Origin of the sequence: Mucilaginibacter phyllosphaerae (genome assembly GCF_004378255.1) — a bacterium.
Classification (GTDB): domain Bacteria; phylum Bacteroidota; class Bacteroidia; order Sphingobacteriales; family Sphingobacteriaceae; genus Mucilaginibacter; species Mucilaginibacter phyllosphaerae.
Genome location: NZ_SNQG01000001.1, coordinates 620,018 through 645,565, shown reverse-complemented (window position 1 = coordinate 645,565; position 25,548 = coordinate 620,018). Strand labels below are relative to the sequence as shown.

Sequence of the window (25,548 nt, the reverse complement as noted above, 5' to 3'; positions counted from 1 at the left end):
TTAAATCACGGTTCAAGACAAAACGCATTTAATTCTATATTTGTGCATGGCAAAATTATGGCAGAAAACCACTAACGTTGATAAGCTGGTAGAAAATTTTACCGTTGGCCGCGACCGCGAACTGGACAGGCAAATGGCGGCTTTTGATGTGCTGGGGTCGCTTGCCCACACCCGGATGCTGGAATCTATAGGCCTGATGGATGCTGCCGACCTGATGCTTGTGCAGCAGGAATTGAAAGCCTTGTACCTTGAAATAGAGCATGATAACTTTGAGATAGAACCTGATGTGGAAGATGTGCACTCGCAGGTAGAGATGCTGCTTACCCGGCGCATAGGCGAGGCCGGTAAAAAAATTCATAGCGGCAGATCACGCAATGACCAGGTTCTGGTCGACTTGAAATTATTTTTTCGCCACCAGTTACAGCAGGTAGTTACCGAAACAGATACGCTTTTTAGGCAGCTGATACAGCTAAGTGAAGAGCATAAAGAGGTGCTTTTGCCCGGCTATACGCACTTGCAGGTAGCGATGCCGTCGTCATTCGGTTTATGGTTTGGCGCCTACGCTGAAGGGTTGGCAGACGACCTGGAAATGGTTTTAGCCGCCTGGAAGATTACTAATAAAAACCCATTAGGCTCGGCTGCCGGGTATGGCTCTTCGTTCCCGCTAAATCGTACCATGACTACCGAACTGCTTGGTTTTGAGAGCCTTAATCATAATGTGGTTTATGCCCAAATGGGCCGCGGTAAAACCGAGCGTATTATTGCCCAGGCGCTGTCATCCATAGCGGCAACTTTAGCCAAAATGGCTATGGATCAGTGCCTTTACCTAAGCCAGAACTTTGCCTTTGTAAGCTACCCAGAAAACCTGACCACCGGCAGCAGCATTATGCCGCACAAAAAAAACCCCGATGTTTGGGAAATTATGCGCGGTAAATGCAACCGCCTGCAGGCCTTGCCAAATGATGTGGCACTGATGACCACCAACCTGCCATCGGGCTATCACCGCGAGCTGCAATTGTTGAAGGAATTACTTTTCCCGGCGTTTACCGATCTGATAGACTGCCTGCAAATGGCAACCTTTATGCTGCAAAACATCAGCGTAAACAAAAACATACTGGATGACCCTAAATATACTTATCTGTTTAGTGTAGAGGAAGTTAACAAAGCTGTATTGAATGGCACGCCTTTTCGTGATGCCTATAAACAAATAGGATTGGATATTGAGGCAGGTAACTTTAACCCCGAAAAAACGGTTAGCCATACACACGAAGGCAGTATAGGTAACCTGCAGAATGAGCAAATAACCAATGCGATGGATAAGATTATCCAAAGCTTTGATTTTAAGAAGGTTGAGGATGCCATCAGCTGGCTGGTAAAATAGTTTATTCAAATCGGTATAATCCAAATAGATCATGCACGGACGTAACAGAGCAGAAATATACCCCGGACTGGAAGTAGACATTATCCTAAAAAAAGATCAGCGCAGCGGCAAATTAACCCGGGGCATAGTTAAAGATCTGTTAACCAGCGCTTCCTATCATTCCCGCGGCATAAAAGTGCGGCTGGAAGACGGGCAGGTAGGCCGCGTAGCCGAAATTGTAGAAGAAGATTAAATATAGTTTTTGGTTGATGCATAACATTCCGCAGGCCAAATGTATATTTGATAGCTTACCTTTATTTTTATAAATCATTATCTGTCAACCCATTGAAAAACGTAACCGAACCCAGAAAGAACCTGCTGCTCCGGCTGGATGCCCACTACAGGCTCTACATATCGTTGCTGATAGGGGCGGTAACTTTCTTTTTTGCCCGGCACAATCCATCGGTGCCGGCAGTTACGTTAATTACCTGGATATCAATTGCATCCAGTATTATTGTGCTCGATTGGATTACCATTTTGTGGGCACATCCAAAAGAGATCCGTAAGATTGCCAGCTTGCAGGATAGCAGCCGGTTCACTATATTTTTGTTTGTAATGGTGGCATCGCTGGTAAGCTTGCTGGCCATATTTCTGCTGTTAAAATCAACCAAAAACCAGTCGGAAGATGCGGTTGCAGGGGCGGTTGTACTGGCTATGTCGGCGGTGGTAATATCCTGGTGGTTAGTACATTCCGTGTTCACCATGCGGTATGCCCATCTGTATTATAACACGGTAGGCGATAAAAAAACATCCGTTGGCGGCCTTGAATTCCCGGGGGATGAAAAAGACCCTGATTATCTGGACTTTGTGTATTTTTCTTTCGTTATCGGCATGACTTTTCAGGTATCTGATGTGGAGATCTCCTCCAAACAGATCCGCCGTTTGGCCTGGGGGCACGGGCTTATCGCCTTTGCATTTAACACTGCAATAGTGGCTTTAAGCATCAATGTCATATCCGGGTTAGTATCAAAATAGATGCGCTTTTTACCGCAAAAAACGCCACTTTCAGCGACCCTGAAACGACCAAAAAACGCCCTTAAATCACCAAAAAACGTCCCCGAAAAATCACAAAATAAAAAGCCGATAAAAATCCCTAAAATACCACTGCAAATCCTAAATCCTGCCCATCTTACAATCTTTTAATCGTGTTCTATTTTTGAATGTTTCCCGTTATTCTCCTATTGATGTACACGACTTCAAATTTGACACCACTGCAAATCCTGAATCCTGCCCATCTTAAAATCTTTTAATCGTGTTCTATTTTTGAATGTTTCTTCGTATCTATCATGCTGGTATAAACCACCAGCGATACCACGATGCAGCCGGTAACGTACCAGTAAAACCATTCTTCGTGGCCGTAGCCTTTAAACATCAGGGCAATATACTCGGCCGAGCCCCCGAAGATAGATACCGCAATGGCATACGGAAACCCAACCCCCAAAGCACGGATATGCGCCGGGAACAGTTCGGCCTTTACTACGGCGTTGATGGCGGTATAGTTGCTCACAATCAGTAAGGCAAGCATGATCAGCCCGAAAGCTACCCAAAAGTTGTGGGTTTGGCTCAGGTAAGTAAGGATAGGGATGGTGGTAAGCGTACCCAGTATGCCAAAAGTTTTCAGCATGGGCTTACGGCCCACACGGTCAGATACCCAGCCATAAAGCGGCTGTATCAGCATAAAAATAATCAGCGTTAAACTGGATATCAGCGTCGCCTCGTTTTTGGTAAAACCGTTGGTGTTTACCAAAAACTTTTGCATGTAGGTAGTAAAAGTATAAAATGCCACGGTGCCGCCAATGGTAAGGCCTATCACGGTAAATATGGCCTTAGGGTGTTCGGCCAGTGCTTTGAGAGAGCCGCGTGCGCTGATATGTTTCTTATCAATGGTTACAGATTCCTGCAAACTGCGCCTTAAATACATTACAATAACCGCCAGCATGGCGCCGATGCCGAAAGGGATGCGCCAGCCCCAGGAATGCAGCTGCGCCTCGGTCAGGAAGATGCGTTGCAGCAATATCAGCACGCCCAGTGCAAGCAGCTGCCCCATAATAAGGGTAACGTATTGAAAGCTGGAATAAAAGCCGCGATCTTTTTTGGTGGCCATTTCACTCAGGTAGGTGGCGCTGGTGCCGTACTCGCCGCCAACGCTGATGCCCTGGATAACCCTTGCCAGCACCAGCAGGATAGGCGCCGCAATGCCAATTTGCTTGTAACCCGGCGTAATGGCTATCAATAACGACCCGGCACTCATCAGCAAAACCGAAAAAGTGAGCGCCTTTTTACGCCCGTGCTTATCGGCAAAGGTACCCATCAGCCAGCCGCCTATGGGGCGCATTAAAAAGCCGATGGCAAAGATGCCTGCCGTATTCAGCAATTGCGCGGTAAGGTTGCCCTTAGGGAAAAAAGAGCCCGCAAAGTAAAGCGAGAAGGCCGAATATACATACCAGTCGTACCACTCTACCAGGTTGCCCAACGAGCCACCGACGATCGACCATACACGGCTTTGGTTGGTTTGCGGTTCGGGAATGGCAGTTGTGTTCATCAGATCTGGGGTTTTGGCGCAAGATAAGGATAAAAAATATTTCGTCTGCAGATATAGAGATATAAGGAATCCTTCTTCGTTAATTTCTTGCATGCCCCTCTTGCACTGGTACAGGTTTAGCGTAGCGTAACCTGGACCTAAAATTCTGTAAGCTTTCAGCTTACGCAAGCAGAATGCTTGCCTGGTTTTAGGACGAAGTTGAAAACTTCGACCAGTGAAGGCTTTCAACTTACGCAAGCAGAATGCTTGCCTGGTTTTAGGACGAAGTTGAAAACTTCGACCAGTGAAGAGCTTTGCTAAGTCCTCGACAAGACTGACATCAGCCCCGGTTTTAGGTAGAAGTTGAAAACTTCTACCATTAATAGCGGATAGGCTAAAGGCACAAAATCATTCCGTCAAAAAAAACTGTTTCATCCCGGTTCTGATTTAATTATCTTGCCTGATGCTTTTCACCGAAGACTTTTTGCACTACATCTGGAAGTTTCGCCTGTTTAACCGGATAAACCTGCGTACCACCGAAGGTGAGGAGCTGGAGGTGCTGTCTGCCGGGTTGCATAACAGCCATGCCGGCGCCGATTTCCAAAATGCACGCATCCGTATCGGCGAAACTACCTGGGCAGGCAGTGCCGAGTTGCATATCTCCTCGTCCGACTGGTACAAACACGGCCACACTACCGATAATGCTTACGACAATGTGATACTGCATGTGGTTTACCGCGATGATGAGCCGCTGATGCGCACCGATGGTAAACGTGTACCCACGCTGGAACTGCATGACCGCATCTCGGCAGAGCTATATAACCGCTACCATAATCTGGTATTCGGCAACCAAACCATTATCCCCTGCGAAGCATCTATTGCCACCGTTGACGGGCTGACCATGCAAAACTGGCTGACAAGGATCCTGGTAGAGCGATTGGAAAAACGATCGGAAGCGGTAATTGCTGCCCTTCATGTAAACCGGGGCGACTGGGAGGAAACCTTTTACCAGTTCCTGGCAGCCAACTTCGGCTTTAAAACCAACGCGCTGCCGTTTGAGCTAATGGCCAGATCGTTACCGCAAAGCATCCTGGCCAAAAACAAAAATAACGCCATGCAGATAGAGGCGCTGATATTTGGGCAGGCGGGCTTTTTAACCGATAACCTGCAGGATGATTATCCGCGCAGCTTAAAAAAGGAATACGATTACCTGGCTAAAAAATACAGCCTGCAGCCCATAGAGAACCACTTATGGAAATTTCTGCGGATGCGGCCCCAAAACTTCCCAACTATCAGGCTGGCACAGTTTGCGGCGCTGATAGTGCAGGCTAACCACCTGTTCTCTAAAATACTGGAAGTGCCCGAAGTGAAGGAGCTGCGCAGCCTGTTCAGCAATATTAAGGTGTGCAATTATTGGGAAACACATTACCGTTTTGATACACAATCTAAACCGGCAGCCAAAAGTTTGGGGCCTGCTTCTGTAGATACCATACTGCTTAATACGGTAGCGCTGTTTCTGTTTAGCTATGGCAGGCACCTTAAATTGCAGCACTTTGTAAGCCGGGCATTAAAATTGCTGGAAAATATTCCGGCAGAGCAGAATAATATTATCACAGATTTTGCTAACTTAGGGGTAAATACTAAAACAGCGTTTGAATCTCAGGCCCTGCTCGAACTGAAAAATAGTTACTGTAACCATAAAAAATGCCTGCAATGCAGCGTTGGAATTAAAATACTAAAACCCAATTGATATGTTACAACGGATAATCACCTTTTTTGAGCGCTACTCTTTTGGGGTATGCACTTACCTTGGCGAGCGTTTTAATATCTCTATCGCCAAGATCAGGCTGTTTTTTATCTACTCCTCGTTCCTGGCGGTTGGTTTCCCGCTTATCTTTTACTTTTTTGCCGGTATCGTGCTCGATTTTCGTAACTACATCAAACGCAGCCGTACACGCGCTGCCGATATGTAATTTATCCGGATCACAAAACTTAAGTTTTTATCTCAAGTCTACCACCTCTACACCCGGGTATGCTTTTTTATCAAAAGTAAAGGCCGCATCGGTTACTTTGTAATTAGGCGTAAAACTGCGCAGGGCGTAGGTATATTTACTGCCATTTTTATCAAATATCTGCGCGCTATACAGTTGATTTTTAGTTTTATCTATCATCAGGCGTACCTTAAAAAAAGTTTTTTTGCCGTCTTCGGGCGTCAGGTCTATCACCTGGTAGGTTTTACCTGCTAATTTTTGCTGGCCGGTATAAATATACTTATAGCCGGTTTCGTACATGGTAAATATCTTTGCGGGGTTAAATGCTTCCTCGCTGTTATCTGCCGCGCTCAACTGCACCTCGTTGGCATCCTTAAGGTAGGTCCATTGGTTTTTACCATCGCTGATGATATCCTGCGTTACCGTTTTTTTGCCGGGCGCATACAGTGTAACCTTGTATTTGTTGCTTTTTGAGCGCGATAGCAGCGTGCCGGTTTGGGTTTCTTTGATGTTGGCCTGCTGGTTATCAATGGTTAGCGTAAAATCGGTTTTAACCGCATCATAGGTGCGGTACTGCTTGCTTAATTTATTTAAAATAAGCTTTGCATCCGCATCCTTTTGGGCAAAGGCCGGGGTGGCGGCTATGGCAGATATTATCAGGTATAAAAAAAATCTTTTCATGGGTGGTTGTACATTTTAAAGCTTACAGGCATTTAACCATTACGGCTTGTAATGGTTTAGAGTGATGCAAACTAAATTGGTTTAATCGCGTGGTTTTTGCAGTTCTTCCAGGTAGCGCTCCAGGCTGTATTCATCCGGGTAAAGCACATCGCGGGCCTTGCTGCCTTCAAACGGGCCTACAATACCTGCCGCTTCCAGCTGGTCGATGATGCGGCCTGCACGGTTGTAACCCAGCTTCATTTTACGCTGGATGAGCGAGGTAGAGCCTTGCTGATGCAGCACGATGAGCCGCGCGGCATCCTCAAACATCGGGTCGCGGTCGTCCGGGTCGTATTCTTTAGCGCTGCTGCCTGCTTCGCCTTCGCCCACATATTCGGGCAGGAACATGGCCGATGGGTAACCGCGCTGGTTGCCAATAAAATCAGATATACGCTCTACTTCGGGGGTATCTACAAAGGCACACTGTAAACGGATGAGGTCGCTGCCGGTAGAGAGCAGCATATCGCCGCGCCCAATTAGCTGATCGGCGCCGCCGGCATCCAGAATGGTGCGCGAATCGATCTTGGATAACACCCGGAAAGCCAAACGGGCCGGGAAATTGGCCTTGATGGTACCCGTAATTACATTAACCGATGGCCTTTGCGTTGCAATAACCAGGTGGATGCCTACCGCACGGGCCAGCTGGGCAATACGCGCAATGGGCTGCTCCACCTCTTTACCGGCGGTCATCATCAAATCGGCAAACTCATCAATCACCAGTACGATGAATGGCAGGTAGCGGTGTTTTTCGGGGTCGCTTATTTTGCGGTTTACAAACTTGGTGTTGTATTCTTTTAAGTTACGCACCTGGGCATCCTTCAGCAGGTCGTAGCGCTGGTCCATCTCTATACAAAGCGAATTAAGCGTGTTCACCACTTTTTTGGTATCGGTGATAATGGCGTCCGCCTCATCGGGCAGTTTGGCCAAAAAGTGCCTTTCTATCTTGCGGAAGAGGGTAAGCTCCACCTTTTTAGGGTCAACCAGTACAAACTTAAGCTCGGCAGGGTGTTTTTTATACAACAGGGATACCAGTATGGAGTTGATACCGACAGATTTACCCTGGCCGGTAGCACCCGCCACCAGTAAGTGGGGCATCTTGGCCAAATCGGCAATAAATACCTCGTTAGATATGGTTTTGCCCAGGGCGATGGGCAGGTCCATGGTATTGTTCTGCCATTTTTCGGTAGCCAGGATAGAGCGCATGGAAACCATTTCGGGATTTTGGTTGGGTACCTCTATACCGATGGTGCCCTTGCCCGGCATCGGCGCAATAATACGGATGCCCAAAGCGGCAAGGCTCAGGGCGATGTCGTCCTCCAGGTTTTTGATCTTGGAGATGCGCACGCCCGGCGCCGGGATGATCTCGTACAGGGTAACCGTTGGGCCTATGGTGGCTTTTATCTTATCTATCTCGATGTTGTAGTGGTTAAGCGTTTCAACAATTTTGTTTTTGTTGGCTTCCAGCTCTTCTGAATTTACGGCTATTTTGGCCGCGCCGTAGTTCTCTAAAAGATCTATGCCGGGGTATTTGTAGGATGCGAGGTCCAGCTTATGGTCATACATGCCAAACTGCTCTACCAGGCTTTTGGCCTTGTCGTCGTCACTTTTTTCGATGTTGAGGATAGGCATCGGGCGCTCTACATCAATGGTCAGCGGGATCTCTGTTTCCTCCTGCGGCTCGTGGCTTACCTCGGGTTTTAAAACCACCGGTTCATGATAAACCGGGGTTTGCTGCAGCGGTTGCTGTTGCAGCGGCATTTGCTGCAAAGGTTCCTGCTTCAGGGGCTCGGCGGCTGCGCCCTGTGCTGCCAGCATATCTTTAACCCGGTTGCCGCCGTTACGGGGCCACTCTACCGGTAAAGAAATCTCTTCGTCCACCAGTTCTACCGGTTCTGGCGATGCCTCGCCATCTGCCGGGGTTAGCGGGGTGGCTTTATCTTTGCGCTGCGGTAATTTAAAATCGATGTTATAAGCGATGATGAGTACCGTTAAGGCCAAAAATATCAGGATAAAACCGGTGCCCGACTGGCCCACCTGTGCCGCTAACAAGCGGTTGGTCCAAAAGCCGAAGTTGCCTTCTAAAAAATGGGGATAATCAATAATAAAGGCATGAAAAAAACCAATGGTAACTGAGGTGAATATGATGGCAAAAAAAGTATAGGCCAGCATTTTACTTACCGAAAAAAGCCTGATCTTAAACAGCAGCCGGTACCCGATGATGAAAAATACAAATACAAACAGAAAAGATGCCACACCAAACCACTCAAATATAAACTGATTGGATAGCAGCGCGCCAAACTTGCCCAGCCAGTTATCAACCATGGGGCTGTTAACACCGTTCTCTAAAAGTTCTTTACTGGTTTTAAACAGGTTGCCCCAGCCGCCGTTTGCCTTAGATACGTAGCTCTGATCTTGCTGCCAGGTAAAAATATAGGAGGTAAAGGCGATGAGGAAAAATACGGATAGCACCAAAAAAAACAGGCCGATGATCTTGATGGCGCGGCCGTCGCGCAGGTCAAACACGGGCAGGCGTTCTGCAATCGGCTTTGATATTCTTTCCCTTCCCGGCCTTTCGCCACCCGCATTGTTTTTTGAACCCGGTTTGCGCGGCTCGTTCTCTTCTTTAAAGCTATTTGATCTGAACTGGTTTCCTTTAATCGGCATCCTGTAAATTGAGCGTTTGATTGCAAATATAAAGTTATTAGATTAAACAGATATTTTTTAATTTTTTAGTAATATTGGAGTAAATGAGCTTGGAGAACCTGGAACAATTTATTGCCAATGCTGATACGGCAGCTTTAGAAGCTTTACTTGCCCGCGAGCCCGGGCTGGCCAAAGCAAAAACAAGCCTCAATGTATCGCCGCTGATGCTTTCCTGCTATTATAATAAGCCTGCGGCAACCGCTGTTATACTTAAATATGCCGGCCAGCTAAACTTATTTGAGGCTGCCGCCGCAGGGCGCTTTGATGATATTGCCTACCTGATTACCACCCACCCCGAAAGGATAGATTTTTACACCGAAGACGGCTTTACGGCACTGGGCCTGGCCTGTTATTTTGGCCGGTATGATATTGCCCGTTACCTGGTTTTAAAGGGCGCCGATGTAAACCGCCCCAGCGATAACGGCTACAACGTTTACCCGCTGCATTCGGCAGCTGCAGGCAATTTTACCAGCACGGCTACCATGCTGATAGAGAACGGCGCCGATGTAAATGTAAAGCAATCTGCCGGTACCACGCCACTGCATTCTGCCGCACAGAATGGTAACCTGGAGTTGTTGATCCTGTTGCTGGAAAAAGGTGCGCAGGTAGATATCCGCATGGAAGGGGGCAAACTCCCCGCAGACCTGGCCCGCGAAAAAGGTTTTGACGAGATCGCAGAGATACTGGGGTAGTGATCAGCCTGTCGAACCATTAGTTAGACGTATAAGTCTTCGGCAAGCTCCTGCCGATAAGTGGCTTATTCAAACTGCAATTCCCATTTATCTTCGCCGCCGTCTACCACGCGGAAGATGGTTTTCTCTACCGTGGGGCTGCCGTCTGATGATTCGATGCGGATGGTTTCGTGGTCGTGGTAGTCTGTTTCGCGGGGTACCATAATGGCGGTCAGCGATTCGGGGTTACCTGCTATAGTTATCGTTTTCATGGTTTTGATATTTATGCTTATTCAACAATGCAAAACAGAATAAGTTTACAGCAAGCGCAAAGCGCATTGCCGCCACCTCAGTACTTTATCTGGCATAATTCGCAGTAAAAGCTTGCCCGGCGAGATCTGCCGGTATCTTCCACCATAAAAGGCACGTGGTTGCGGGGGCATTCTTTTTTATGGTAAGCCTGCCAGTGTTTTTTCAGGGTGCCCTTCTTTTTCTGTTCTAAAAATTCAAAACTATAGTTAATGGCTTTGGCTATCAGTTCTTTCATCTTTTTTGGAGGGATGGCCGCAACCAAACTTTCCGGGTGGATGCACGTGCGGAACAGCACCTCGTTTTTAATGATATTCCCCACTCCCGAAAAGATCTGCTGGTTCATGAGCGCATCGCAGGCCAGTAAAGCGGGCTCGGCCTTCATCTTTTTAATGGCATGCTTAGTGTCCCATTTATCGCTCATAATATCTGCTTTCCAGTCGTACACCTTGTTCAGCGGCTCTGTTATCAGTTGTAGCTGGCAGGCATAAAAGTTTAGTTCGCCATCGGCAAATTGCAGGTGCAGGCGGGGCGGTTTTTCGGTATGGGTATTAATGCGATAGGTGCCAAACATCATCAAATGAATGCGGATGGTGAACTTTGGGAAACAGATCAAAAAATGCTTGCCCCAGCTTTTAAAGCCGGTAATGGTTTTATTGATCAGCAGCCCTGCATCCAGCGCGCCGTTGTTGCAGCCGGCAGCTATTACCTTTTTGCCTGTAAACTGCTGTACTTTTTCTTTTAAAATGACTATGCTGGGCCCTTCAGGCATGGTTAACCGGTTTTGCACAAAGGGTTCAAATATCAAGCCAATGCTTATACCCTGATATAAATTTTCCGGTTATCCAGCACCTTGCCTACGCACCAGCAAAGCAGCATATAGCTTACCGCAAACAGCAGCGAACCCAGCGCCCCCGGCGCTATTTTTTGATAAAATACATCGTTTATCCAGCCAGCCAGGTTTTTGTCGCCGATCCTGATCATCCAGCACGTGATGATCAGCACTTCCGACAGGATGTAGATGGCCAGCGGGTTTTTACCAACGGTGGTGAAAAAGGATGTCCAGTTGTATTTGTTCCAGGCGCGCACTTCTACGGCGTAAATAAGGGCGGCTATCATCACCATATCAATACCTGTAGTTAATAAGGTGAAGGGGCTGCTCCATAGCTTTTTACCTATCGGGAAACTTATGTTCCAGGTAAGGGCGATGAAGATGAATACACAACCCATCAGCGCCAGGCGGGCAATGGTTTCGTACCCTTTACCTTTTTGCTGAATGAATTTACCGGCGTAGTACCCCACTATAACATTTACGATGGCAGGCAGGGTGCTCAGGATCCCCTCGGGGTCAAAGGCAACGCCCTCACCGTGGTACAGGTGGCTGTCGCCCATTACAAATTTATCCAGATAGGTGCCCGCATTGGTGAGCATACCGTAAGGCGCGGCAGGGTCGCCAAATAGCAGCAGCAACACCTGGTAGCCTATTAAAAGCAGTGTGCTTATTATGATCACCGCTGTTTTGGAGCGTACAAAATATACGATGAATGAAGCAAATATATAGCACAGGCCTATGCGCTGCAGCACACCCAAAATGCGTGTATTTTCTACAGGCCTGAATACCCAACCGGCATCCGTATGGTTAAAAAACGGGAACCACGACATCAGGTAACCGATCAAACAGATCAGCAAGCCGCGTTTTAACACCTTGTATATAAAGGTGCCGGTGCCGGCATCGGCAAACTTTTGCATGGTAAAGCTCATGGCATTGCCCACCGCAAATAAAAACGACGGGAACACCAGGTCGGTAGGGGTAAAGCCAAACCAGGCGGCATGTTCAAGCGGGGCAAAGGGGGTGGCGCCGCTGCCGGGCGTGTTTACAATGATCATAAAACAAATGGTTAGCCCGCGGAAAACATCCAGCGACAGGAACCGTTCGGCTTTTTGGCTCATAATGGGTATAACAGGTTAATTTATTAAGGAGATTTACTGCAACCAAGATAGTAAATTATTAAATGTTGCAGCATGCCGTAATAAACTTTGTAAACAATTTTAAGAAGTTGAGCCGTGCATCTATTTACAAGTATTTAACCGCCATAATGGTAAATGTTACTATTTTTGAAAACATGCTTACCATTACCAATCATACTTTAGAAAAACTGGAAATGCTGCTGAAAACAAGCGGCTACCGGGTGCGGTATGAGAAGGGGAACTTTAAAACCGGGGCCTGTATGCTGCTGAACAGCCGCATAATTGTAGTGAACAAGTTTGCCAACCTGGAAAGTAAAATTGCGGCCATAGCCGAACTGGCACGAACGCTTGAAATAGATTATAACTTATTGGACGATAAACAGGCTGCATTTTTGCACCAGCTAAAACAAACAACACTGCAGCTGTGACCATTACTTTTTTAGGAACCGGAACTTCGCAGGGTGTGCCTGTAATAGCGTGTACCTGCCCGGTTTGCCAATCGGCAGATGGGCACGACAAGCGCCTGCGCACGTCTGTTTTGGTTGAGGGCGGCGGCAAGGTTATTGCCATTGATGCCGGGCCCGATTTTAGGTACCAGATGCTGCGCGAAAAAGTAATGCACCTGGATGCCATTGCTTTTACCCACGAACATAAAGACCATGTGGCCGGGATGGACGATATCCGCGCGTTTAATTATAAGCAGCAGGGTCCTGTAGATGTGTATGCCGACGAACGCGTACAACTGGCCCTGCGCCGCGAGTTTCCATACATCTTTGCACGCGAGGGCTACCCCGGCATCCCGCAGATAACGTTGCACACCGTGGGTAACCAGCCGTTTGCTATTGGCGATGTGCCATTTATACCTATCGAGGTGATGCATTACAAATTGCCGGTAAAAGGCTATCGCATCAACGATTTTACCTACATCACCGATGCCAAAACGGTAGCCGGTGCAGAGATAGACAAGATCCGCGGGACAAAAATCCTGGTGATCAACGCGCTGCAAAAAGAAAAGCACATTTCGCACTTTACCCTTGATGAAGCCATTGCGTTCGCCCGCGAAACAGGCGCCCAAAAAACCTATCTTACCCATATCAGCCACCGCCTGGGCAAACATGCCGATATCAGCAAAGAGCTGCCCGCCGGTATCGAACTGGCTTACGATGGTTTAAAGCTGCAAATTTAACTGCCGGTAGCACCGCCGCGCTTTAACGGTTAAGCCCGTTATCTAATCCGCGGCCGGTTTTATGCTGCAATTCGTCTATTTTTTTTGAGGCATCGGCCTTGGTAAGCGAATCATCAAACGCCTCGCCGGCTTCATCAGACAGGGTTTTAAGATAAGATTGCTGCGCGCCGGTCATCGGCTCGTCGCCGGTTGTCCATTCGTCAGGGTCTTTGATGGTGTTAGAGCCTTTAAGGCCGTCGTTCGTATCAGCAGATGATGCCTTGTTCGTATCATCAAAAAGTTCGTTATCATTATTTACGTTAGCCATAGCATTGGTTTTTTATAATAAACCGCGCAGTATTGCTAATGTTTTTAGGATTGGCATATTAATCCAGCTCCAGGTAGCTTACCTCGTTAATGGTGGCCATGTAAGCCTGGTTGTGGCCTTTTTTTTCCAGGTTGATACGGCCGCGAAGGGTCATGTGCCGGTCGCTTATTTTATTATATTCACCGTCTTCGGTTTCAAAAAGGCCGGTACGTTTGCCCAGCAGGTATAAAGGGCAATCCTGCGTAAAATTAACCCATAACGATTGGTTGCTGCGGCCCGTGTAGGTGCTGTCGTTTACCAGGGCCGATTGATTTTTACCCTCCAGGTACTTGCCAGATACTTCTACATACTGCTTATCGTAGTATTTAATGCTATCTGCAAGGTTGGCAAAACTTACCTTTTTAAACCGGATGCCGGCTGCGCATTCGCTGGTATAAATTTTTCTTTTTGGGGTATTACAGGCTTGCAGGGCAAGTGTAAGTATAAGCAAAGTAAATATACGGCATGCTAACATCCCTAAATATAGGTGTTTTACACACAGGGCCAATCATATAACTATAATTTTACTTGTTTAACAGGCGCAGTTGTTCGCGTATGTAAAAGCCTGCCGGTGTAAGCTGGTTAATAAGCCAGCCGCCGGCAGCAGGGGCGCCGGCTTGCAGTAAAGCAGTAGTTTCGCGCTTATCGGTAACATTCCAGTTTACCCAGCTCAGTTTATTTTGCTCTACCCAGGCCATCCACTTTTTATTCTTTTCCATATCAAAGTAGCCGTCGCCGCTGGCTTCGCCAACGCCCCATTCGGTTACCATCAGCGGCAGCCCCATTTTAATGGCTTTGTCGGCTTTGGCCCGTAAACCATCCTGGTGGCTGGGTTCGGTAGCGTAAAAATGAAAAGAGTAGGCAATATTTTTAAATCCCTTTATGGGGCTGGCCGCCGCCACATCCACATCCTGGTCCCATTTGGGGCTGCCCACAATGATCAGGTTATCCGGGTCGTATTTGCGTATCTCGGGGATGATCTGCATGGCGTAGTTCTTTACGGTATCCCAGCTAATGCGCTCGGGCTCGTTCCAGATCTCGTAGATCACGTTTGGTACTCCTTTATACTTTTTGGCCATTTCGGCAAAAAACGCTTTTGATTGCGGTATATGCAGGTGCCCGTTATGGTCGTGCCAGTCTATCAGCACATAAATACCCTGTTTAATGGCTTCATCAACCACACTTACTATCAGTTGCTTTTGCAGATCAGGCTGCTGCAGGTAGCCACCATAAGGCTGCACGCCCATCGATGCACGGATGATGGTTGCCTTAAAATCTGTAGCCAGCCAGTTTACTACGGCAGGGTTGTAATACTTTTGCCCGGCCCACAAGCTCCACGATAAACTAATGCCCCTAAGCTGTGGCGGTACGCCGTTCTTGTTTACAATTTTGCCGCCTGCTATGGTTAACGCGCCATTTTTATCTACAGCCGTTTGCGCAAATGCTGCGGTGTTCAGTACAAACCCAAGCAGCAATAATAAAGCCATCATCCTCCTCATACAAAACAAGTGTAAGCATCTGGCGGCAGTATTGCGCAATTATGTAAAAAAAGCATCAAACAATGTTAAAAAACAACAATATTCAATCTTATTAATCCGTTGGGTATGCGCAACCCCTACCTAATATCATAACCTTAACTTCATGTTAAATACTTACATTTAGCCGCCAACTCATTACATGAAAAAATATAATATAGCCCTGCTGCTGCTTTTTGCCGTAGTATTAAACAGCTTTTGCCAGGATACCGTTCAAAAAATAATTCCTGGCCGGCGCAATAGCCCGCAACAGCAAAAAAAGCCCTATGTCATCCTGATATCTGCCGATGGTTTTAGGTATGATTTTGCTAAAAGGTACAATGCCGGCCATCTTTTAAGCCTGGGCAGCCAGGGGGTTAGTGCATCATCCATGATCCCGTCTTACCCTTCGGTTACCTTCCCTAATCATTATGCCATTACAAGCGGCTTGTACCCATCGCATTCGGGCCTGGTAAACAACACCTTTTATGACCGTGGCCGGAAGGATAAGTACTCGATGAGTAACAAGCTTAAGGTGGCCGACGGAAGCTGGTACGGCGGTTCGCCGCTTTGGGTGCTGGCCGAGCAGCAAAAAATGCTTTCGGCAAGTTTTTACTGGGTGGCATCAGAGGCCGAAATAAAAGGCATCCGCCCCACCTATTATTATGTATATAACGAGAAGATAGCTATCGGCAGCCGGATAAAAGCCGTGACAGACTGGCTGAACCTGCCCCCTGCAGAACGCCCGCACCTTATTACCTTTTACTTCCCGCAGGTAGACCACGCCGCTCATCTGAACGGGCCCGAGTCGCCGGAGGTGGAGCGCGAAGTGCATTTTGTAGATTCGGCGGTGAACGAATTGCAGCAGGCGGTTAAAGCCACCGGGCTTAAGAATGTTAACTTTATTTTTGTATCAGACCATGGGATGACCCGCGTTGACAATAAAAACCCGATAGGCATCCCCGCGGCAATTGATACGGCTAAGTTTGTCATATCCGGCGACGGGATACTGGTAGAGCTTTATGCCAAGAACAAGCAGGATATTGCCGGTACCTACCAGGCGCTTAAAAAAGAAGCCGACGGCTACGATGTGTACCTGAAAACGAACGTACCGGCACACCTGCATTACGGCGTAACCGACGATTGGCACAACCGCATTGGCGATATATTACTGATACCGCGCCCCCCTAAAGTATTTAACCTGTGGAACAGTAAAAAAATTAACCCCGGCTGGCACGGGTACGACCCAAGCGTGGTGAAAGATATGCACGCCAGCTTTTATGCCTGGGGGCCGGCATTTAAACAGGGCCTTACCATCCCCGCTTTTGAAAATGTTTCGGTATTTAACCTGGTAAGCAGTATATTGGGCATTAAACACACCCAAAAGGTTGACGGCAACAACAAGTTGCCCAACCTGATACTTAAAAAATAAAAGAAACGGAAAACCATGATGACCAAACTTTTTAAAATAGTATTGCTGCTTGTATTGCCCGCATCGCTTTTTGCGCAGGATACCGCTGCCGTAAAACGCCAGGCCAGTGTAATTGCAAAGGCTTTGATGAACAGCGATTTTAAAACCGTAATTGCCCATACCTACCCCAAAGCTGTTGAAATAGGCGGCGGTAAAGAAAAACTGCTGCAAATGATGACCACCGGCATAGGGCAGATGAAAGCACAGGGCTTTGCGTTTGAAAAGGTAACGATAGGGTCGCCGGGCAAATTTTACAAAGCAGGCACCGAGATCCATTGCCTGCTGCCCGAAACAATTATCATGAAAACAGGAAAAGGCCGTATAGCCGCCAAAAGTAACTTGCTGGCTGTAAGTAAGGATAAAGGCAAAAGCTGGACGTTTCTTGATCTTAACCAGCAAACCATCAGCTATATTAAAACCATATTCCCTAACTTTAATAATAGTTTAATAATACCCCGGCCCACACCGCCGGTAACCTTGTAAAACGGGGTAGTATAAAATAATTGCCGGTGGGGTGCTATTTGCTTACCCACCTTGGCATAGCCGGCCGGGGCGCCGCAATTTGAATGTGAAAAATGAATTTACCTGTTGCAATAAGGCTAACCTGCCTGGCATTATTACTTTTAACATTACCCTGTATTACCTGTGCGCAAGATACCGCGCTGGTTAAAAAACAGGCCCAGCGCTTTGCCTCGGCATCTTTTAACGGAGATTTTAAAACGGTTACAGATCTTACCTATCCAAAGCTGGTAGCCCTATCGGGCGGGCGCGATGAAATGCAGAAACTGATAAGCGAACGGATCGAAGGGCTGAAAAAGCAAGGCATCATTCAGTTTAGCGGTTCGGTAGGTTCGCCGGGAAAGTTTTACAAGGCAGGGACCCAGATCCATTGCCTGCTGCCCGAAACCATCATCCTTAAAATGTTTAACGGGCATTATGTGAGCCGGTCTTACCTGCTGGCCATTAGTAACGATATGGGCAAAAGCTGGGCATTTATGGATGTAGGCAAAATGCCGCCGGAGGTTTTGTACAAATTACTGCCCGATTATAACGACAACCTGGTGATCCCTACACCCGGCAAGCCCATGTTCTTTACCGATTAGCTTTCAAATCAGCTATTTATTTTGTTAATTGTGATGATCAACAGCACCATTCCTAATTATGGAAAGAAGAAACTTTTTAAAAACGGGTTCGATAGCCGGGCTAACGTTTTCTGCCCTGGTGGGCGCATCCTGTAAACAACCGCCTGCAGCACAAGGCAGCAACGGTACAGATGCCTTTGTGGATGATTTTGAACTGAATGAGGCTACTATAGATAGCCTGCAAAAAATGATGCAGGATGGCAGCCATACCTCGCGCTCCATCACCGAGTTGTATTTAAAACGGATAGATGCCATCGATAAGAATGGCCCCAGGCTTAACTCGGTTATAGAACTGAATAAGAGTGCATTGGATATGGCCGATAATATGGATAAGGAACGCAAGGCAAAAAAGCTTCGCGGGCCGCTGCACGGCATCCCCGTGCTGATAAAAGATAATATCGATACCGGCGACAATATGCATACCACCGCCGGGGCTTTGGCCATTGCCGATAATTTTGCCAAACAGGATGCCTTTATTGTGCATCAACTGCGCCAGGCCGGCGCGGTAATATTAGGCAAAACCAACCTGAGCGAATGGGCAAACTTTCGTTCTACGCATGCTACCAGCGCCTGGAGCAGCCGCGGCCTGCAAACCAGATGCCCCTACGTGCTCAACAGAAACCCAAGCGGATCCAGCGCGGGATCGGGCAGCGCGGCGGCAGCCAATTTATGCGCCATAGCCATCGGTACCGAAACAGACGGCTCTATTGTATCGCCGGCATCGGTAAATGGTTTGGTGGGCATTAAACCCACGGTAGGCCTCTGGAGCCGGTCGGGCATTATCCCTATCTCAAAAACACAGGATACCGCCGGGCCCATGGCGCGTACCGTAAAGGATGCCGCCATTATGCTGGGCCTGTTAGCCGGCGCCGATGCCGCCGATATGGATACTATTGGCAGCAAACCCCAAAAAGATTATACCCGATACCTGGATGCCAACGGCCTTAAAGGCAAACGCATCGGCATCGAAAAAATGGATAACCCCAAAGCCGCTACAAAAAAACTATTGGATGATGCCATAGCCGTGTTGAAAAAGCAGGGCGCCGAAATAGTAGAGATAGAACTGTTTAAGCAGCTAAAGGATATTGGCGGCGCCGAGTTTACGGTTTTGCTGTACGAGTTTAAGGATGGCGTAAACCGGTACCTGGGCAAAGCCAATTCAAAAATGAAAACCCTGGCCGATGTGATTGCCTTTAACCAACAGCAGGAAGACCGGGCCATGCCCTTTTTTAAACAGGAGATACTGGAACTGGCCCAGGCCAAAGGCAACCTGAACAGCCAAGAATACCTGGATGCCCTGAGTAAAACTACCGGCATAACACGCCAGGCTATCAACCGTATCTTAAAAGATAACCGGCTGGATGCCATTGCCGGCCCAACCAACGGCTTTGCCGGATGCATAGATCTGATCAACGGCGATTATGATAATGGTTTTTCGTTTTCGTCGCCGGCGGCAATGGCGGGTTACCCGCATATTACGGTGCCTATGGGCGCCTGGCACGACCTGCCGATGGGCTTGTCGTTTTTTGGCCCGGCATGGGGCGAGGGAGAATTGATAAAGTTAGCTTATGCTTATGAGCAGGCCTCCAAAAAAAGGGTAGCACCAAAGTTCAGGGCTGATGTGTTGGGCTAATACCGGCAGTTTTGTTACTCTAAATTTAATTCCGGATACTGTTTTTGGTTTTATATGCCGGCAATACATCTTATCTTGCTGCCCTAATTTGTTGATATGGAATTTGGCCGCGTAACCGAACATGAATTGCCCCTGGTAGATTTTACCCTGCCGCCCGATCCTGCCTTTACCAAAGCCACCCTTGCCGCTGCTGATAAAAGTAAAACTTTGCAGGTGCATGTGGGCTGCGCCAAATGGGGGCGAAAGGAGTGGATAGGGCAGATCTATCCGCCAAAAACCAAGGATGCCAACTTTTTAGATGAGTATGTTAAGCATTTCGATTGTATAGAGCTAAACGCCACCTTTTACCAGGTTTACGGCCCGGATACCATTGCCAAGTGGAAACAAAAGGCCGATAGCAACCCCGATTTTAAATTCTGCCCAAAGTTTTCGCAAAGTATCAGCCATATCCGCAGGTTAAAAAATGCAGAGGAGATAACTACCACTTATTATGAGGGTATCATGGCCTTCGGCGATAAGCTGGGGCCCTTGTTTTTGCAGCTGAGTGATAATTTTACGCCCAAAAGCCTGCCCGAACTTACCGCTTACCTGGAACAGCTGCCAACAGATGTACCTGTTTATGTAGAGCTGCGCCATAAAGACTGGTTTGCCGTGCCCGAAAACCGGGAAGCGGTTTTTAACCTGTTTAAGCGGCTGAATATAGGGGCGGTGCTTACGGATGCTACCGGCCGCCGGGATTGCCTGCACATGATGCTGCCTACACCGCATGCCTTTATCCGCTTTGTAGGCAACGGGCTGCACCCCACCGATTATGCCCGCTGCGATGAATGGATAGACCGCATTGCCGATTGGCAGGCGCAGGGCCTGCAATCCGTATGGTTTTTTATGCACCAGCACGATGAGCGCTACTCGCCCGAGTTGTGTGATTACGTTGTTGATAAGCTGAACCAGAAATTAAACATGCACATCCGCCGCCCGCAATTCATCGGCAAGGAGAAGGGGCTGTTTGATTAAGCCGGTTTGTCCGGTTTATTTTTATGCCCATACCACAAATATTAAATAAACTGATTTACTGCTATTTACAGTATTAATACGATACCTTTATCAAATGCATACAGATGAACAGGTATTTAAAGCAGCCGATAAAACGGTAGAGCTGTTATATGAACTTAACGATTACGATACCGGCAAAAGCGTTGATGTTTTTGTAACGCTTGAAAAAGACGGGCAAACCTTTGATTACCTGGCCGTGTACACTAAAACGCTGCTTGGTAAAAATGCGGCATGGGTACATAGCCACGTTAAAAAATAAGCTGGGGGTTAGTGGCTTTTCTTCCGCTTTAGCAAGCCGCCGGTAGTGTCATCAACACTTTGCTGTACAATAAATGCTGCGGGGTCTATCCGTAAGATCTCTTTCTTTAACAGGGGTACTTCCAGGCGGGTGGCAACTGTAAATATGATCTCTCGCGGGGCGTTGATATGGCCGTCTTTACCGTAACCGCTTTTGCCCTGGTAAACAGTAACGCCGCGCCCAAGTTTTTGCGTAATGGCAATCCTTATCTGTTCGCCTTTGGTAGATACCACCGTCATGCCGGTATATTGTTCCAGCCCGTTCAAAATAAAATCTATCATTTTTGATGCCGACAGGTAGGTAAGGATAGAGTATAAAGCCTTCTCGACACCTAACTGAAACACCGCAGCGCCAAATATCACCACGTTAAGTATCAGTATTACATCGCTTACCCTTACTACCTGTGTTTTTTTGCTTACCAGCAGGGCTGCTATCTCGGTACCGTCAAGCACGGCGCCGCCACGGATGGCCATGCCTATCCCTGCGCCTATAAATACGCCGCCAAATACCGCGGTTAGCAGTTTGTCCGGCGTAACATCCGGGAAATGCATAAAGGCAAGCACTAAAGATAAACCTGCAATGGCTGCCGCACTTTTAAAGGCAAACACCCCGCCCAGCTTGCGGTAGCCCAGTATCAGGAAAGGTACGTTTATCACAAAAATCAGCACCGATAGGGGCAGCTTGGTAGCATCGGCAACTAAAATGGAGATACCGGTTACGCCGCCGTCAATAAAATGGCTGGGCAGTAAAAAACCCTTTAAACCCATCCCGGCAGACAGGATCCCTAAAATAATCAATAACGAATCAACAATGGTGCCCCTGTATTTCATACTGCTTTATGCGATAATAGATAGATAAGGGCATAAGATAGCAAATTTTGCCCGCCCACGCCATTTTAGGTTAAAAGTTAACATAAATACAACTAAAGCAGTTTACCAGCCGCTTTTTAACCCCTGTTTTAACGCTGCCTGGTAATTCTCCAGGTCGAACGAGTAGAGGTAGGGGGCTTTGTGGGCACCGCCTTTTCGGGTGGTTTCCAGCTTGTTTAAAATGCCAAAGCCCAGCATACGGCGCTGAAAGTTGCGGCGGTCCAGCTTTTTATCCAGTATGGTTTCATAAAGTTTCTGCAGCTCGGGCATGGTAAATTCCTTCGGCATCAGGTTATAACCAATAGGCTGGTAGTTAAGTTGCAGGCGCAGGGTATCTAAGGCGGTTTTAAAGATCAGTTCATGGTCCAGCTCAAATTCCGGCAGGTCGTTAAGATCGCGCCAGGTACAAATTTCCGAAAAATCATCCGGCGCCGGGTTAACGTTAAAAAAATCAACTAAAGCATAATAACCTATAGATATAAATCGCTTATTAAAAAAGTTCAGCTCGTCCGGCAGCATGCCCTTGTACATCTCGTTATGGATCTTGGAGCGGTCCGGGTGGCCAAAAACGTGGAATTGCTGTAAAAATATCTCGTCTATGCCGGTACGTTCCTTCAGGATGCGGTCTGCCGCGTTATCAATAGGCTCCTGTTTAAGTACAAAGCCGCCGGGCAGGTACCAGGCCTCTTCCATATTGGCCTTAAGCATCAAAACTTTCATTTGCCCTTCATGAAAACCAAACACCACACAATCTATAGAGATATGATTAAGGTAGGTTTGGGTTGCCTCTACACAGTATTGTTCCAGTTGCTGCTTTGTTAACATTATGCTATTGATAAAATTACTTTGATTGTTTGAATTTAATATTTACAATTGTGTACCAATTACACCATGCAGTAAGCGTTTTTAAAAACCAATTATAGCTAATAAGTTTTACAGTAATTTAATATTGCTAAAATTAACCTTAACTGTGTGTTTATATATTTTTCAATCTAAAAATCTCTGTTTAAAATGAAAAAATACTTCCCGGGCAGGCCTATCGTGATATTCGGCGCAGCGCTTATGCTCTGCCTGCCGGTTAACAGGGCATTAGCCCAGCAAACGGCCGAAACTGCAAAAATGAATGCCTTTGTTAGCGGCTTGATGAAAAAAATGACCGTTGACGAAAAAATAGGCCAATTAAACCTGGTAACAGGCGGTATGGCCATCACCGGTTCGGTAACCAATAACGGCATCAGCGATGGGGTTAAAAAAGGAACGATAGGCGGTATATTTGGTTTATACGGTACAGATAACGTACGCAAAATGCAGGAAGCTGCTGTAAAAGGCAGCCGTTTGCACATCCCGCTGATATTTGGGCTGGATGTGATACACGGGCACCGCACTATTTTCCCTATCCCTTTGGGCATGTCGGCAACGTGGGATATGGCCATTGTGGAGCATGCCGCACACATTGCGGCTAAAGAAGCTACCGCCGAAGGTTTAAACTGGGTGTTTTCGCCTATGGTTGATATTGCGCGCGATGCCCGCTGGGGCCGTATATCTGAAGGCAGCGGGGAAGATCCCTACCTGGGCGGCAAAGTGGCTGCAGCCATGGTGAGGGGCTACCAGGGTAGCAATATGAAAAATGCCGACGCAGTTATGGCCTGTGTAAAACACTTTGCACTTTACGGCGCTGCCGAAGCAGGCCGCGAATACAACACGGTTGATATGAGTAAAGTTGCCATGTATAACTATTACCTGCCGCCCTACAAGGCCGCGCTGGATGCCGGCGCAGGCAGTTTTATGAGTTCGTTCAACGTGGTAGATGGTGTGCCGGCCACTACCAATAAATGGCTGCTTACCGATCTGCTGCGCAAGCAATGGGGCTTTAAGGGCTTTGTGGTATCTGATTACACCGCGCTGAATGAAACTACCGAGCATGGTATGGGCAACCTGCAAACGGTATCTGCCCTGGCGTTAAAAGCCGGTTTGGATATGGATATGGTTGGCGAAGGTTTTTTAACCACCTTAAAAAGATCGTTACAGCAAGGCAAGATAACCCAGGCAGATATTGACCAGGCCTGCCGCCGCATACTGGAGGCAAAATATAAACTGGGGCTGTTTGATAACCCTTATAAATCCCTGGATCCGCAGCGCGAGAAGACCGAGATCATGACCGAGGCAAACCGCAAGGCCGCCCGCGTTACTGCCGAGCATTCTTTTGTGCTGCTGAAAAATGCCAACCAGATACTGCCGCTTAAAAAATCGGGCGGAAGCATAGCCCTGGTTGGCCCGCTGGCCGATAATAAAAGGGATATGCTGGGTACCTGGGTAATTGGCGGCGAGTGGGAAAAATCAGTAAGCGTGGCCGAGGGTATTAAACACATTGTTGGCGATAATGTAAAAATAAATTATGCCAAAGGCAGTAATATTACGGATGATACCACCTTTATGAAACGCCTTAACTTTGGCCCCGGCATGGTATCGTTAGATAAACAATCGCCTGATGATATGATAGAGGATGCAGTTAAGGCGGCAAAAAAATCAGATATTATTGTAGCCGTGGTGGGCGAATCGCAAAGCATGAGCGGTGAATCATCAAGCCGGGCAGATATTAGCATCCCCGAAAGCCAGCAACTGATGTTGAAAGCGTTGGCCAAATTGGGCAAACCCATTATAATTGTATTGTTTAACGGCCGCCCGCTTACCCTAACCTGGGAAGATACGCACGCCGCCGCTATATTAGATGTATGGGCGCCGGGTACCGAGGCAGGTAACGCCATTGCCGAGGTGTTGTTTGGTAACTACAATCCATCGGGTAAATTAACCACCACCTTCCCGCGTAGTGTTGGGCAGATCCCTTTATATTATAATCACTTAAATACCGGCCGCCCTTACACCGGCGGCCCAACCAAGTTCAAATCCAACTATTTAGATATCAGCAACGATCCTTTATATCCTTTTGGCTATGGTTTAAGCTATACTAAATTCAGTTATAGTAACCTTAAGTTAAATAAAACAAGCCTTAAGGGTAACGAAACGTTAACGGCAACCGTTACCGTTACCAATAACGGGCCTTATGCAGGCGAAGAGGTGGTACAATTATACCTGACAGATCCTGCCGCAAGCATCAGCCGCCCGGTTAAGGAGTTAAAAGGTTTTAGTAAGATCAGCCTGCAAAAAGGCGAGCAGAAAGATGTTGTTTTTTCGATCACACCGGATAAGCTTAAATTTTATAACAGCCAGCTAAAATACGATTGGGAGCCGGGCGAATTTATTATCCAGGTAGGCACAAGCTCCGCCGATGTAAAGGCAGCTAAAGTGCAGTGGGCAAAATAAATTGAAAGCCCTAACCCGCAAAAAAACTTAAATTTATTTTATACAAAACTTAAACTAATGTGCTTTAGTAGCTGTACTAAGGCACATTAGTTTATACAAACAGCATACAAACCATTAACAGGTTGGTGTAAATACACGCATTTTAAGGAACAAAAATTTGCTGCGGATTGCCAGCCGTATTTAAAAACTGTAGTTAAAAAATCAAGGGTTCAGATCCAGGGCTATCTGCCAGGGCGATTTTTAAATCAGCGGTAAAACTTTATCATAATTGCGAAATTACTACATCATTTCCTCAAAAAAAGCAGGTTGCTTAAAAGATTTAAGATTGCTAATTTCTTATCGTTAATGTTAAACTATTAACATTAATTTAATAAATATAGATAAATGGCATGTTTTGTATGCGATTTATTCC

The 25,548-nt window shown here is 47.2% G+C and carries 26 protein-coding genes; 15 read left to right on the top strand and 11 right to left on the bottom strand.

The genetic code is table 11. The features are described from left to right. Positions 1-46: 46 nt before the first annotated feature. From argH to E2R65_RS02555, 3 genes are all read left to right on the top strand, one after another. Positions 47-1,381, top strand: coding sequence for an argininosuccinate lyase (gene argH / locus E2R65_RS02565; protein WP_134334902.1), 1,335 nt, complete (start codon positions 47-49; stop codon positions 1,379-1,381). 31 nt (positions 1,382-1,412) lie between these two features. Then, positions 1,413-1,613 carry a YwbE family protein gene (locus tag E2R65_RS02560; protein WP_134334901.1) on the top strand — a complete coding sequence of 67 codons (201 nt, stop codon included), beginning with the start codon at positions 1,413-1,415 and terminating at the stop codon, positions 1,611-1,613. Between the two features lie 92 nt (positions 1,614-1,705). Then, positions 1,706-2,395, top strand: coding sequence for a DUF1345 domain-containing protein (locus E2R65_RS02555; protein WP_134334900.1), 690 nt, complete (start codon positions 1,706-1,708; stop codon positions 2,393-2,395). Positions 2,396-2,666: 271 nt separating this feature from the next. Here the strand turns inward: E2R65_RS02555 and E2R65_RS02550 are convergent, their stop codons facing one another. Continuing rightward, a complete protein-coding gene (locus E2R65_RS02550) occupies positions 2,667-3,962 on the bottom strand; it encodes an MFS transporter (protein ID WP_134334899.1) in 1,296 nt (431 codons plus the stop codon). Between the two features lie 442 nt (positions 3,963-4,404). Here E2R65_RS02550 and E2R65_RS02545 point away from each other — a divergent pair, with 442 nt between their 5' ends. Together E2R65_RS02545 and E2R65_RS02540 are read left to right on the top strand one after the other, a co-directional pair. After that, complete coding sequence (locus tag E2R65_RS02545) at positions 4,405-5,691, top strand: DUF2851 family protein (RefSeq protein WP_134334898.1); 1,287 nt, start codon at positions 4,405-4,407, stop codon at positions 5,689-5,691. A gap of 1 nt (position 5,692) precedes the next feature. Next, a complete protein-coding gene (locus E2R65_RS02540) occupies positions 5,693-5,914 on the top strand; it encodes a PspC domain-containing protein (RefSeq protein WP_134334897.1) in 222 nt (73 codons plus the stop codon). A gap of 27 nt (positions 5,915-5,941) precedes the next feature. Here the strand turns inward: E2R65_RS02540 and E2R65_RS02535 are convergent, their stop codons facing one another. Beyond that, positions 5,942-6,613, bottom strand: coding sequence for a LolA family protein (locus E2R65_RS02535; protein ID WP_134334896.1), 672 nt, complete (start codon positions 6,611-6,613; stop codon positions 5,942-5,944). 81 nt (positions 6,614-6,694) lie between these two features. Continuing rightward, entirely contained in the window at positions 6,695-9,316 is a 2,622-nt protein-coding gene (locus E2R65_RS02530) for an FtsK/SpoIIIE family DNA translocase (protein WP_134334895.1), read from the bottom strand. An 83-nt stretch (positions 9,317-9,399) separates the two neighbouring features. Between E2R65_RS02530 and E2R65_RS02525 the strand changes: the two genes are divergently transcribed. After that, on the top strand, positions 9,400-10,047 hold the full coding sequence (locus E2R65_RS02525) for an ankyrin repeat domain-containing protein (protein WP_134334894.1): 648 nt from the start codon (positions 9,400-9,402) through the stop codon (positions 10,045-10,047). A gap of 65 nt (positions 10,048-10,112) precedes the next feature. On the opposite strand, the gene E2R65_RS02520 is transcribed toward E2R65_RS02525, so the two are convergent. The 3 genes from E2R65_RS02520 to E2R65_RS02510 all read right to left on the bottom strand — a co-directional run bounded on the left by E2R65_RS02520 (position 10,113) and on the right by E2R65_RS02510 (position 12,285). Further along, complete coding sequence (locus tag E2R65_RS02520; protein WP_134334893.1) at positions 10,113-10,298, bottom strand: hypothetical protein; 186 nt, start codon at positions 10,296-10,298, stop codon at positions 10,113-10,115. A 77-nt stretch (positions 10,299-10,375) separates the two neighbouring features. Beyond that, on the bottom strand, positions 10,376-11,107 hold the full coding sequence (locus E2R65_RS02515) for a DNA-formamidopyrimidine glycosylase family protein (protein ID WP_134334892.1): 732 nt from the start codon (positions 11,105-11,107) through the stop codon (positions 10,376-10,378). 44 nt (positions 11,108-11,151) lie between these two features. Next, the gene (locus tag E2R65_RS02510) at positions 11,152-12,285 is read right to left on the bottom strand and encodes an acyltransferase family protein (RefSeq protein ID WP_134334891.1); all 1,134 of its coding nucleotides are present in this window, start codon (positions 12,283-12,285) and stop codon (positions 11,152-11,154) included. 62 nt (positions 12,286-12,347) lie between these two features. Between E2R65_RS02510 and E2R65_RS02505 the strand changes: the two genes are divergently transcribed. Both E2R65_RS02505 and E2R65_RS02500 read left to right on the top strand, forming a co-directional pair. Then, positions 12,348-12,731 carry a hypothetical protein gene (locus E2R65_RS02505; protein WP_308472290.1) on the top strand — a complete coding sequence of 128 codons (384 nt, stop codon included), beginning with the start codon at positions 12,348-12,350 and terminating at the stop codon, positions 12,729-12,731. After that, positions 12,728-13,489, top strand: coding sequence for an MBL fold metallo-hydrolase (locus tag E2R65_RS02500; protein ID WP_134334890.1), 762 nt, complete (start codon positions 12,728-12,730; stop codon positions 13,487-13,489). Before E2R65_RS02505 ends, E2R65_RS02500 begins: the two co-directional genes overlap by 4 nt. Positions 13,490-13,511: 22 nt before the next feature. Here E2R65_RS02500 and E2R65_RS02495 read toward each other — a convergent pair whose 3' ends face one another. The 3 genes from E2R65_RS02495 to E2R65_RS02485 all read right to left on the bottom strand — a co-directional run bounded on the left by E2R65_RS02495 (position 13,512) and on the right by E2R65_RS02485 (position 15,334). Further along, complete coding sequence (locus E2R65_RS02495; RefSeq protein ID WP_134334889.1) at positions 13,512-13,796, bottom strand: DUF3072 domain-containing protein; 285 nt, start codon at positions 13,794-13,796, stop codon at positions 13,512-13,514. Between the two features lie 58 nt (positions 13,797-13,854). Further along, positions 13,855-14,286 carry a hypothetical protein gene (locus tag E2R65_RS02490; protein WP_134334888.1) on the bottom strand — a complete coding sequence of 144 codons (432 nt, stop codon included), beginning with the start codon at positions 14,284-14,286 and terminating at the stop codon, positions 13,855-13,857. 73 nt (positions 14,287-14,359) lie between these two features. Beyond that, complete coding sequence (locus E2R65_RS02485; RefSeq protein ID WP_134334887.1) at positions 14,360-15,334, bottom strand: glycoside hydrolase family 5 protein; 975 nt, start codon at positions 15,332-15,334, stop codon at positions 14,360-14,362. Between the two features lie 178 nt (positions 15,335-15,512). Between E2R65_RS02485 and E2R65_RS02480 the strand changes: the two genes are divergently transcribed. The 6 genes from E2R65_RS02480 (at position 15,513) to E2R65_RS02455 (ending at position 20,907) form a co-directional block, all read left to right on the top strand. Further along, a complete protein-coding gene (locus E2R65_RS02480) occupies positions 15,513-16,781 on the top strand; it encodes an alkaline phosphatase family protein (RefSeq protein WP_134334886.1) in 1,269 nt (422 codons plus the stop codon). 15 nt (positions 16,782-16,796) lie between these two features. Then, positions 16,797-17,303, top strand: coding sequence for a hypothetical protein (locus tag E2R65_RS02475; protein ID WP_134334885.1), 507 nt, complete (start codon positions 16,797-16,799; stop codon positions 17,301-17,303). 92 nt (positions 17,304-17,395) lie between these two features. Continuing rightward, the gene (locus E2R65_RS02470; protein WP_134334884.1) at positions 17,396-17,923 is read left to right on the top strand and encodes a hypothetical protein; all 528 of its coding nucleotides are present in this window, start codon (positions 17,396-17,398) and stop codon (positions 17,921-17,923) included. A gap of 58 nt (positions 17,924-17,981) precedes the next feature. Continuing rightward, positions 17,982-19,595, top strand: a complete 1,614-nt coding sequence (locus E2R65_RS02465) for an amidase (RefSeq protein WP_134334883.1) — start codon at positions 17,982-17,984, stop codon at positions 19,593-19,595. Positions 19,596-19,691: 96 nt separating this feature from the next. After that, on the top strand, positions 19,692-20,609 hold the full coding sequence (locus tag E2R65_RS02460; protein ID WP_134334882.1) for a DUF72 domain-containing protein: 918 nt from the start codon (positions 19,692-19,694) through the stop codon (positions 20,607-20,609). A gap of 94 nt (positions 20,610-20,703) precedes the next feature. Beyond that, entirely contained in the window at positions 20,704-20,907 is a 204-nt protein-coding gene (locus E2R65_RS02455) for a hypothetical protein (protein ID WP_134334881.1), read from the top strand. An 8-nt stretch (positions 20,908-20,915) separates the two neighbouring features. On the opposite strand, the gene E2R65_RS02450 is transcribed toward E2R65_RS02455, so the two are convergent. Further along, entirely contained in the window at positions 20,916-21,776 is an 861-nt protein-coding gene (locus tag E2R65_RS02450; protein WP_134334880.1) for a YitT family protein, read from the bottom strand. 102 nt (positions 21,777-21,878) lie between these two features. Next, complete coding sequence (locus E2R65_RS02445; RefSeq protein ID WP_134334879.1) at positions 21,879-22,640, bottom strand: NUDIX hydrolase; 762 nt, start codon at positions 22,638-22,640, stop codon at positions 21,879-21,881. A 186-nt stretch (positions 22,641-22,826) separates the two neighbouring features. On the opposite strand from E2R65_RS02445, the gene bglX reads away from it, so the two are divergent. Next, positions 22,827-25,136, top strand: coding sequence for a beta-glucosidase BglX (gene bglX, locus E2R65_RS02440; protein ID WP_183500297.1), 2,310 nt, complete (start codon positions 22,827-22,829; stop codon positions 25,134-25,136). Positions 25,137-25,548 lie beyond the last annotated feature (412 nt).

What these genes read in the sequence shown, in the direction of transcription:
- argH (WP_134334902.1), top strand. Translation starts at nt 47, where the DNA reads ATGGCAAAATTATGGCAGAAAACCACTAACGTTGATAAGCTGGTAGAA.
- E2R65_RS02560 (WP_134334901.1), top strand. Translation starts at nt 1,413, where the DNA reads ATGCACGGACGTAACAGAGCAGAAATATACCCCGGACTGGAAGTAGAC.
- E2R65_RS02550 (WP_134334899.1), bottom strand. Translation starts at nt 3,962, where the DNA reads ATGAACACAACTGCCATTCCCGAACCGCAAACCAACCAAAGCCGTGTA.
- E2R65_RS02545 (WP_134334898.1), top strand. Translation starts at nt 4,405, where the DNA reads ATGCTTTTCACCGAAGACTTTTTGCACTACATCTGGAAGTTTCGCCTG.
- E2R65_RS02540 (WP_134334897.1), top strand. Translation starts at nt 5,693, where the DNA reads ATGTTACAACGGATAATCACCTTTTTTGAGCGCTACTCTTTTGGGGTA.
- E2R65_RS02535 (WP_134334896.1), bottom strand. Translation starts at nt 6,613, where the DNA reads ATGAAAAGATTTTTTTTATACCTGATAATATCTGCCATAGCCGCCACC.
- E2R65_RS02530 (WP_134334895.1), bottom strand. Translation starts at nt 9,316, where the DNA reads ATGCCGATTAAAGGAAACCAGTTCAGATCAAATAGCTTTAAAGAAGAG.
- E2R65_RS02525 (WP_134334894.1), top strand. Translation starts at nt 9,400, where the DNA reads ATGAGCTTGGAGAACCTGGAACAATTTATTGCCAATGCTGATACGGCA.
- E2R65_RS02520 (WP_134334893.1), bottom strand. Translation starts at nt 10,298, where the DNA reads ATGAAAACGATAACTATAGCAGGTAACCCCGAATCGCTGACCGCCATT.
- E2R65_RS02515 (WP_134334892.1), bottom strand. Translation starts at nt 11,107, where the DNA reads ATGCCTGAAGGGCCCAGCATAGTCATTTTAAAAGAAAAAGTACAGCAG.
- E2R65_RS02510 (WP_134334891.1), bottom strand. Translation starts at nt 12,285, where the DNA reads ATGAGCCAAAAAGCCGAACGGTTCCTGTCGCTGGATGTTTTCCGCGGG.
- E2R65_RS02505 (WP_308472290.1), top strand. Translation starts at nt 12,348, where the DNA reads ATGTTGCAGCATGCCGTAATAAACTTTGTAAACAATTTTAAGAAGTTG.
- E2R65_RS02495 (WP_134334889.1), bottom strand. Translation starts at nt 13,796, where the DNA reads ATGGCTAACGTAAATAATGATAACGAACTTTTTGATGATACGAACAAG.
- E2R65_RS02485 (WP_134334887.1), bottom strand. Translation starts at nt 15,334, where the DNA reads ATGAGGAGGATGATGGCTTTATTATTGCTGCTTGGGTTTGTACTGAAC.
- E2R65_RS02480 (WP_134334886.1), top strand. Translation starts at nt 15,513, where the DNA reads ATGAAAAAATATAATATAGCCCTGCTGCTGCTTTTTGCCGTAGTATTA.
- E2R65_RS02475 (WP_134334885.1), top strand. Translation starts at nt 16,797, where the DNA reads ATGATGACCAAACTTTTTAAAATAGTATTGCTGCTTGTATTGCCCGCA.
- E2R65_RS02470 (WP_134334884.1), top strand. Translation starts at nt 17,396, where the DNA reads ATGAATTTACCTGTTGCAATAAGGCTAACCTGCCTGGCATTATTACTT.
- E2R65_RS02465 (WP_134334883.1), top strand. Translation starts at nt 17,982, where the DNA reads ATGGAAAGAAGAAACTTTTTAAAAACGGGTTCGATAGCCGGGCTAACG.
- E2R65_RS02460 (WP_134334882.1), top strand. Translation starts at nt 19,692, where the DNA reads ATGGAATTTGGCCGCGTAACCGAACATGAATTGCCCCTGGTAGATTTT.
- E2R65_RS02455 (WP_134334881.1), top strand. Translation starts at nt 20,704, where the DNA reads ATGCATACAGATGAACAGGTATTTAAAGCAGCCGATAAAACGGTAGAG.
- E2R65_RS02450 (WP_134334880.1), bottom strand. Translation starts at nt 21,776, where the DNA reads ATGAAATACAGGGGCACCATTGTTGATTCGTTATTGATTATTTTAGGG.
- E2R65_RS02445 (WP_134334879.1), bottom strand. Translation starts at nt 22,640, where the DNA reads ATGTTAACAAAGCAGCAACTGGAACAATACTGTGTAGAGGCAACCCAA.
- bglX (WP_183500297.1), top strand. Translation starts at nt 22,827, where the DNA reads ATGAAAAAATACTTCCCGGGCAGGCCTATCGTGATATTCGGCGCAGCG.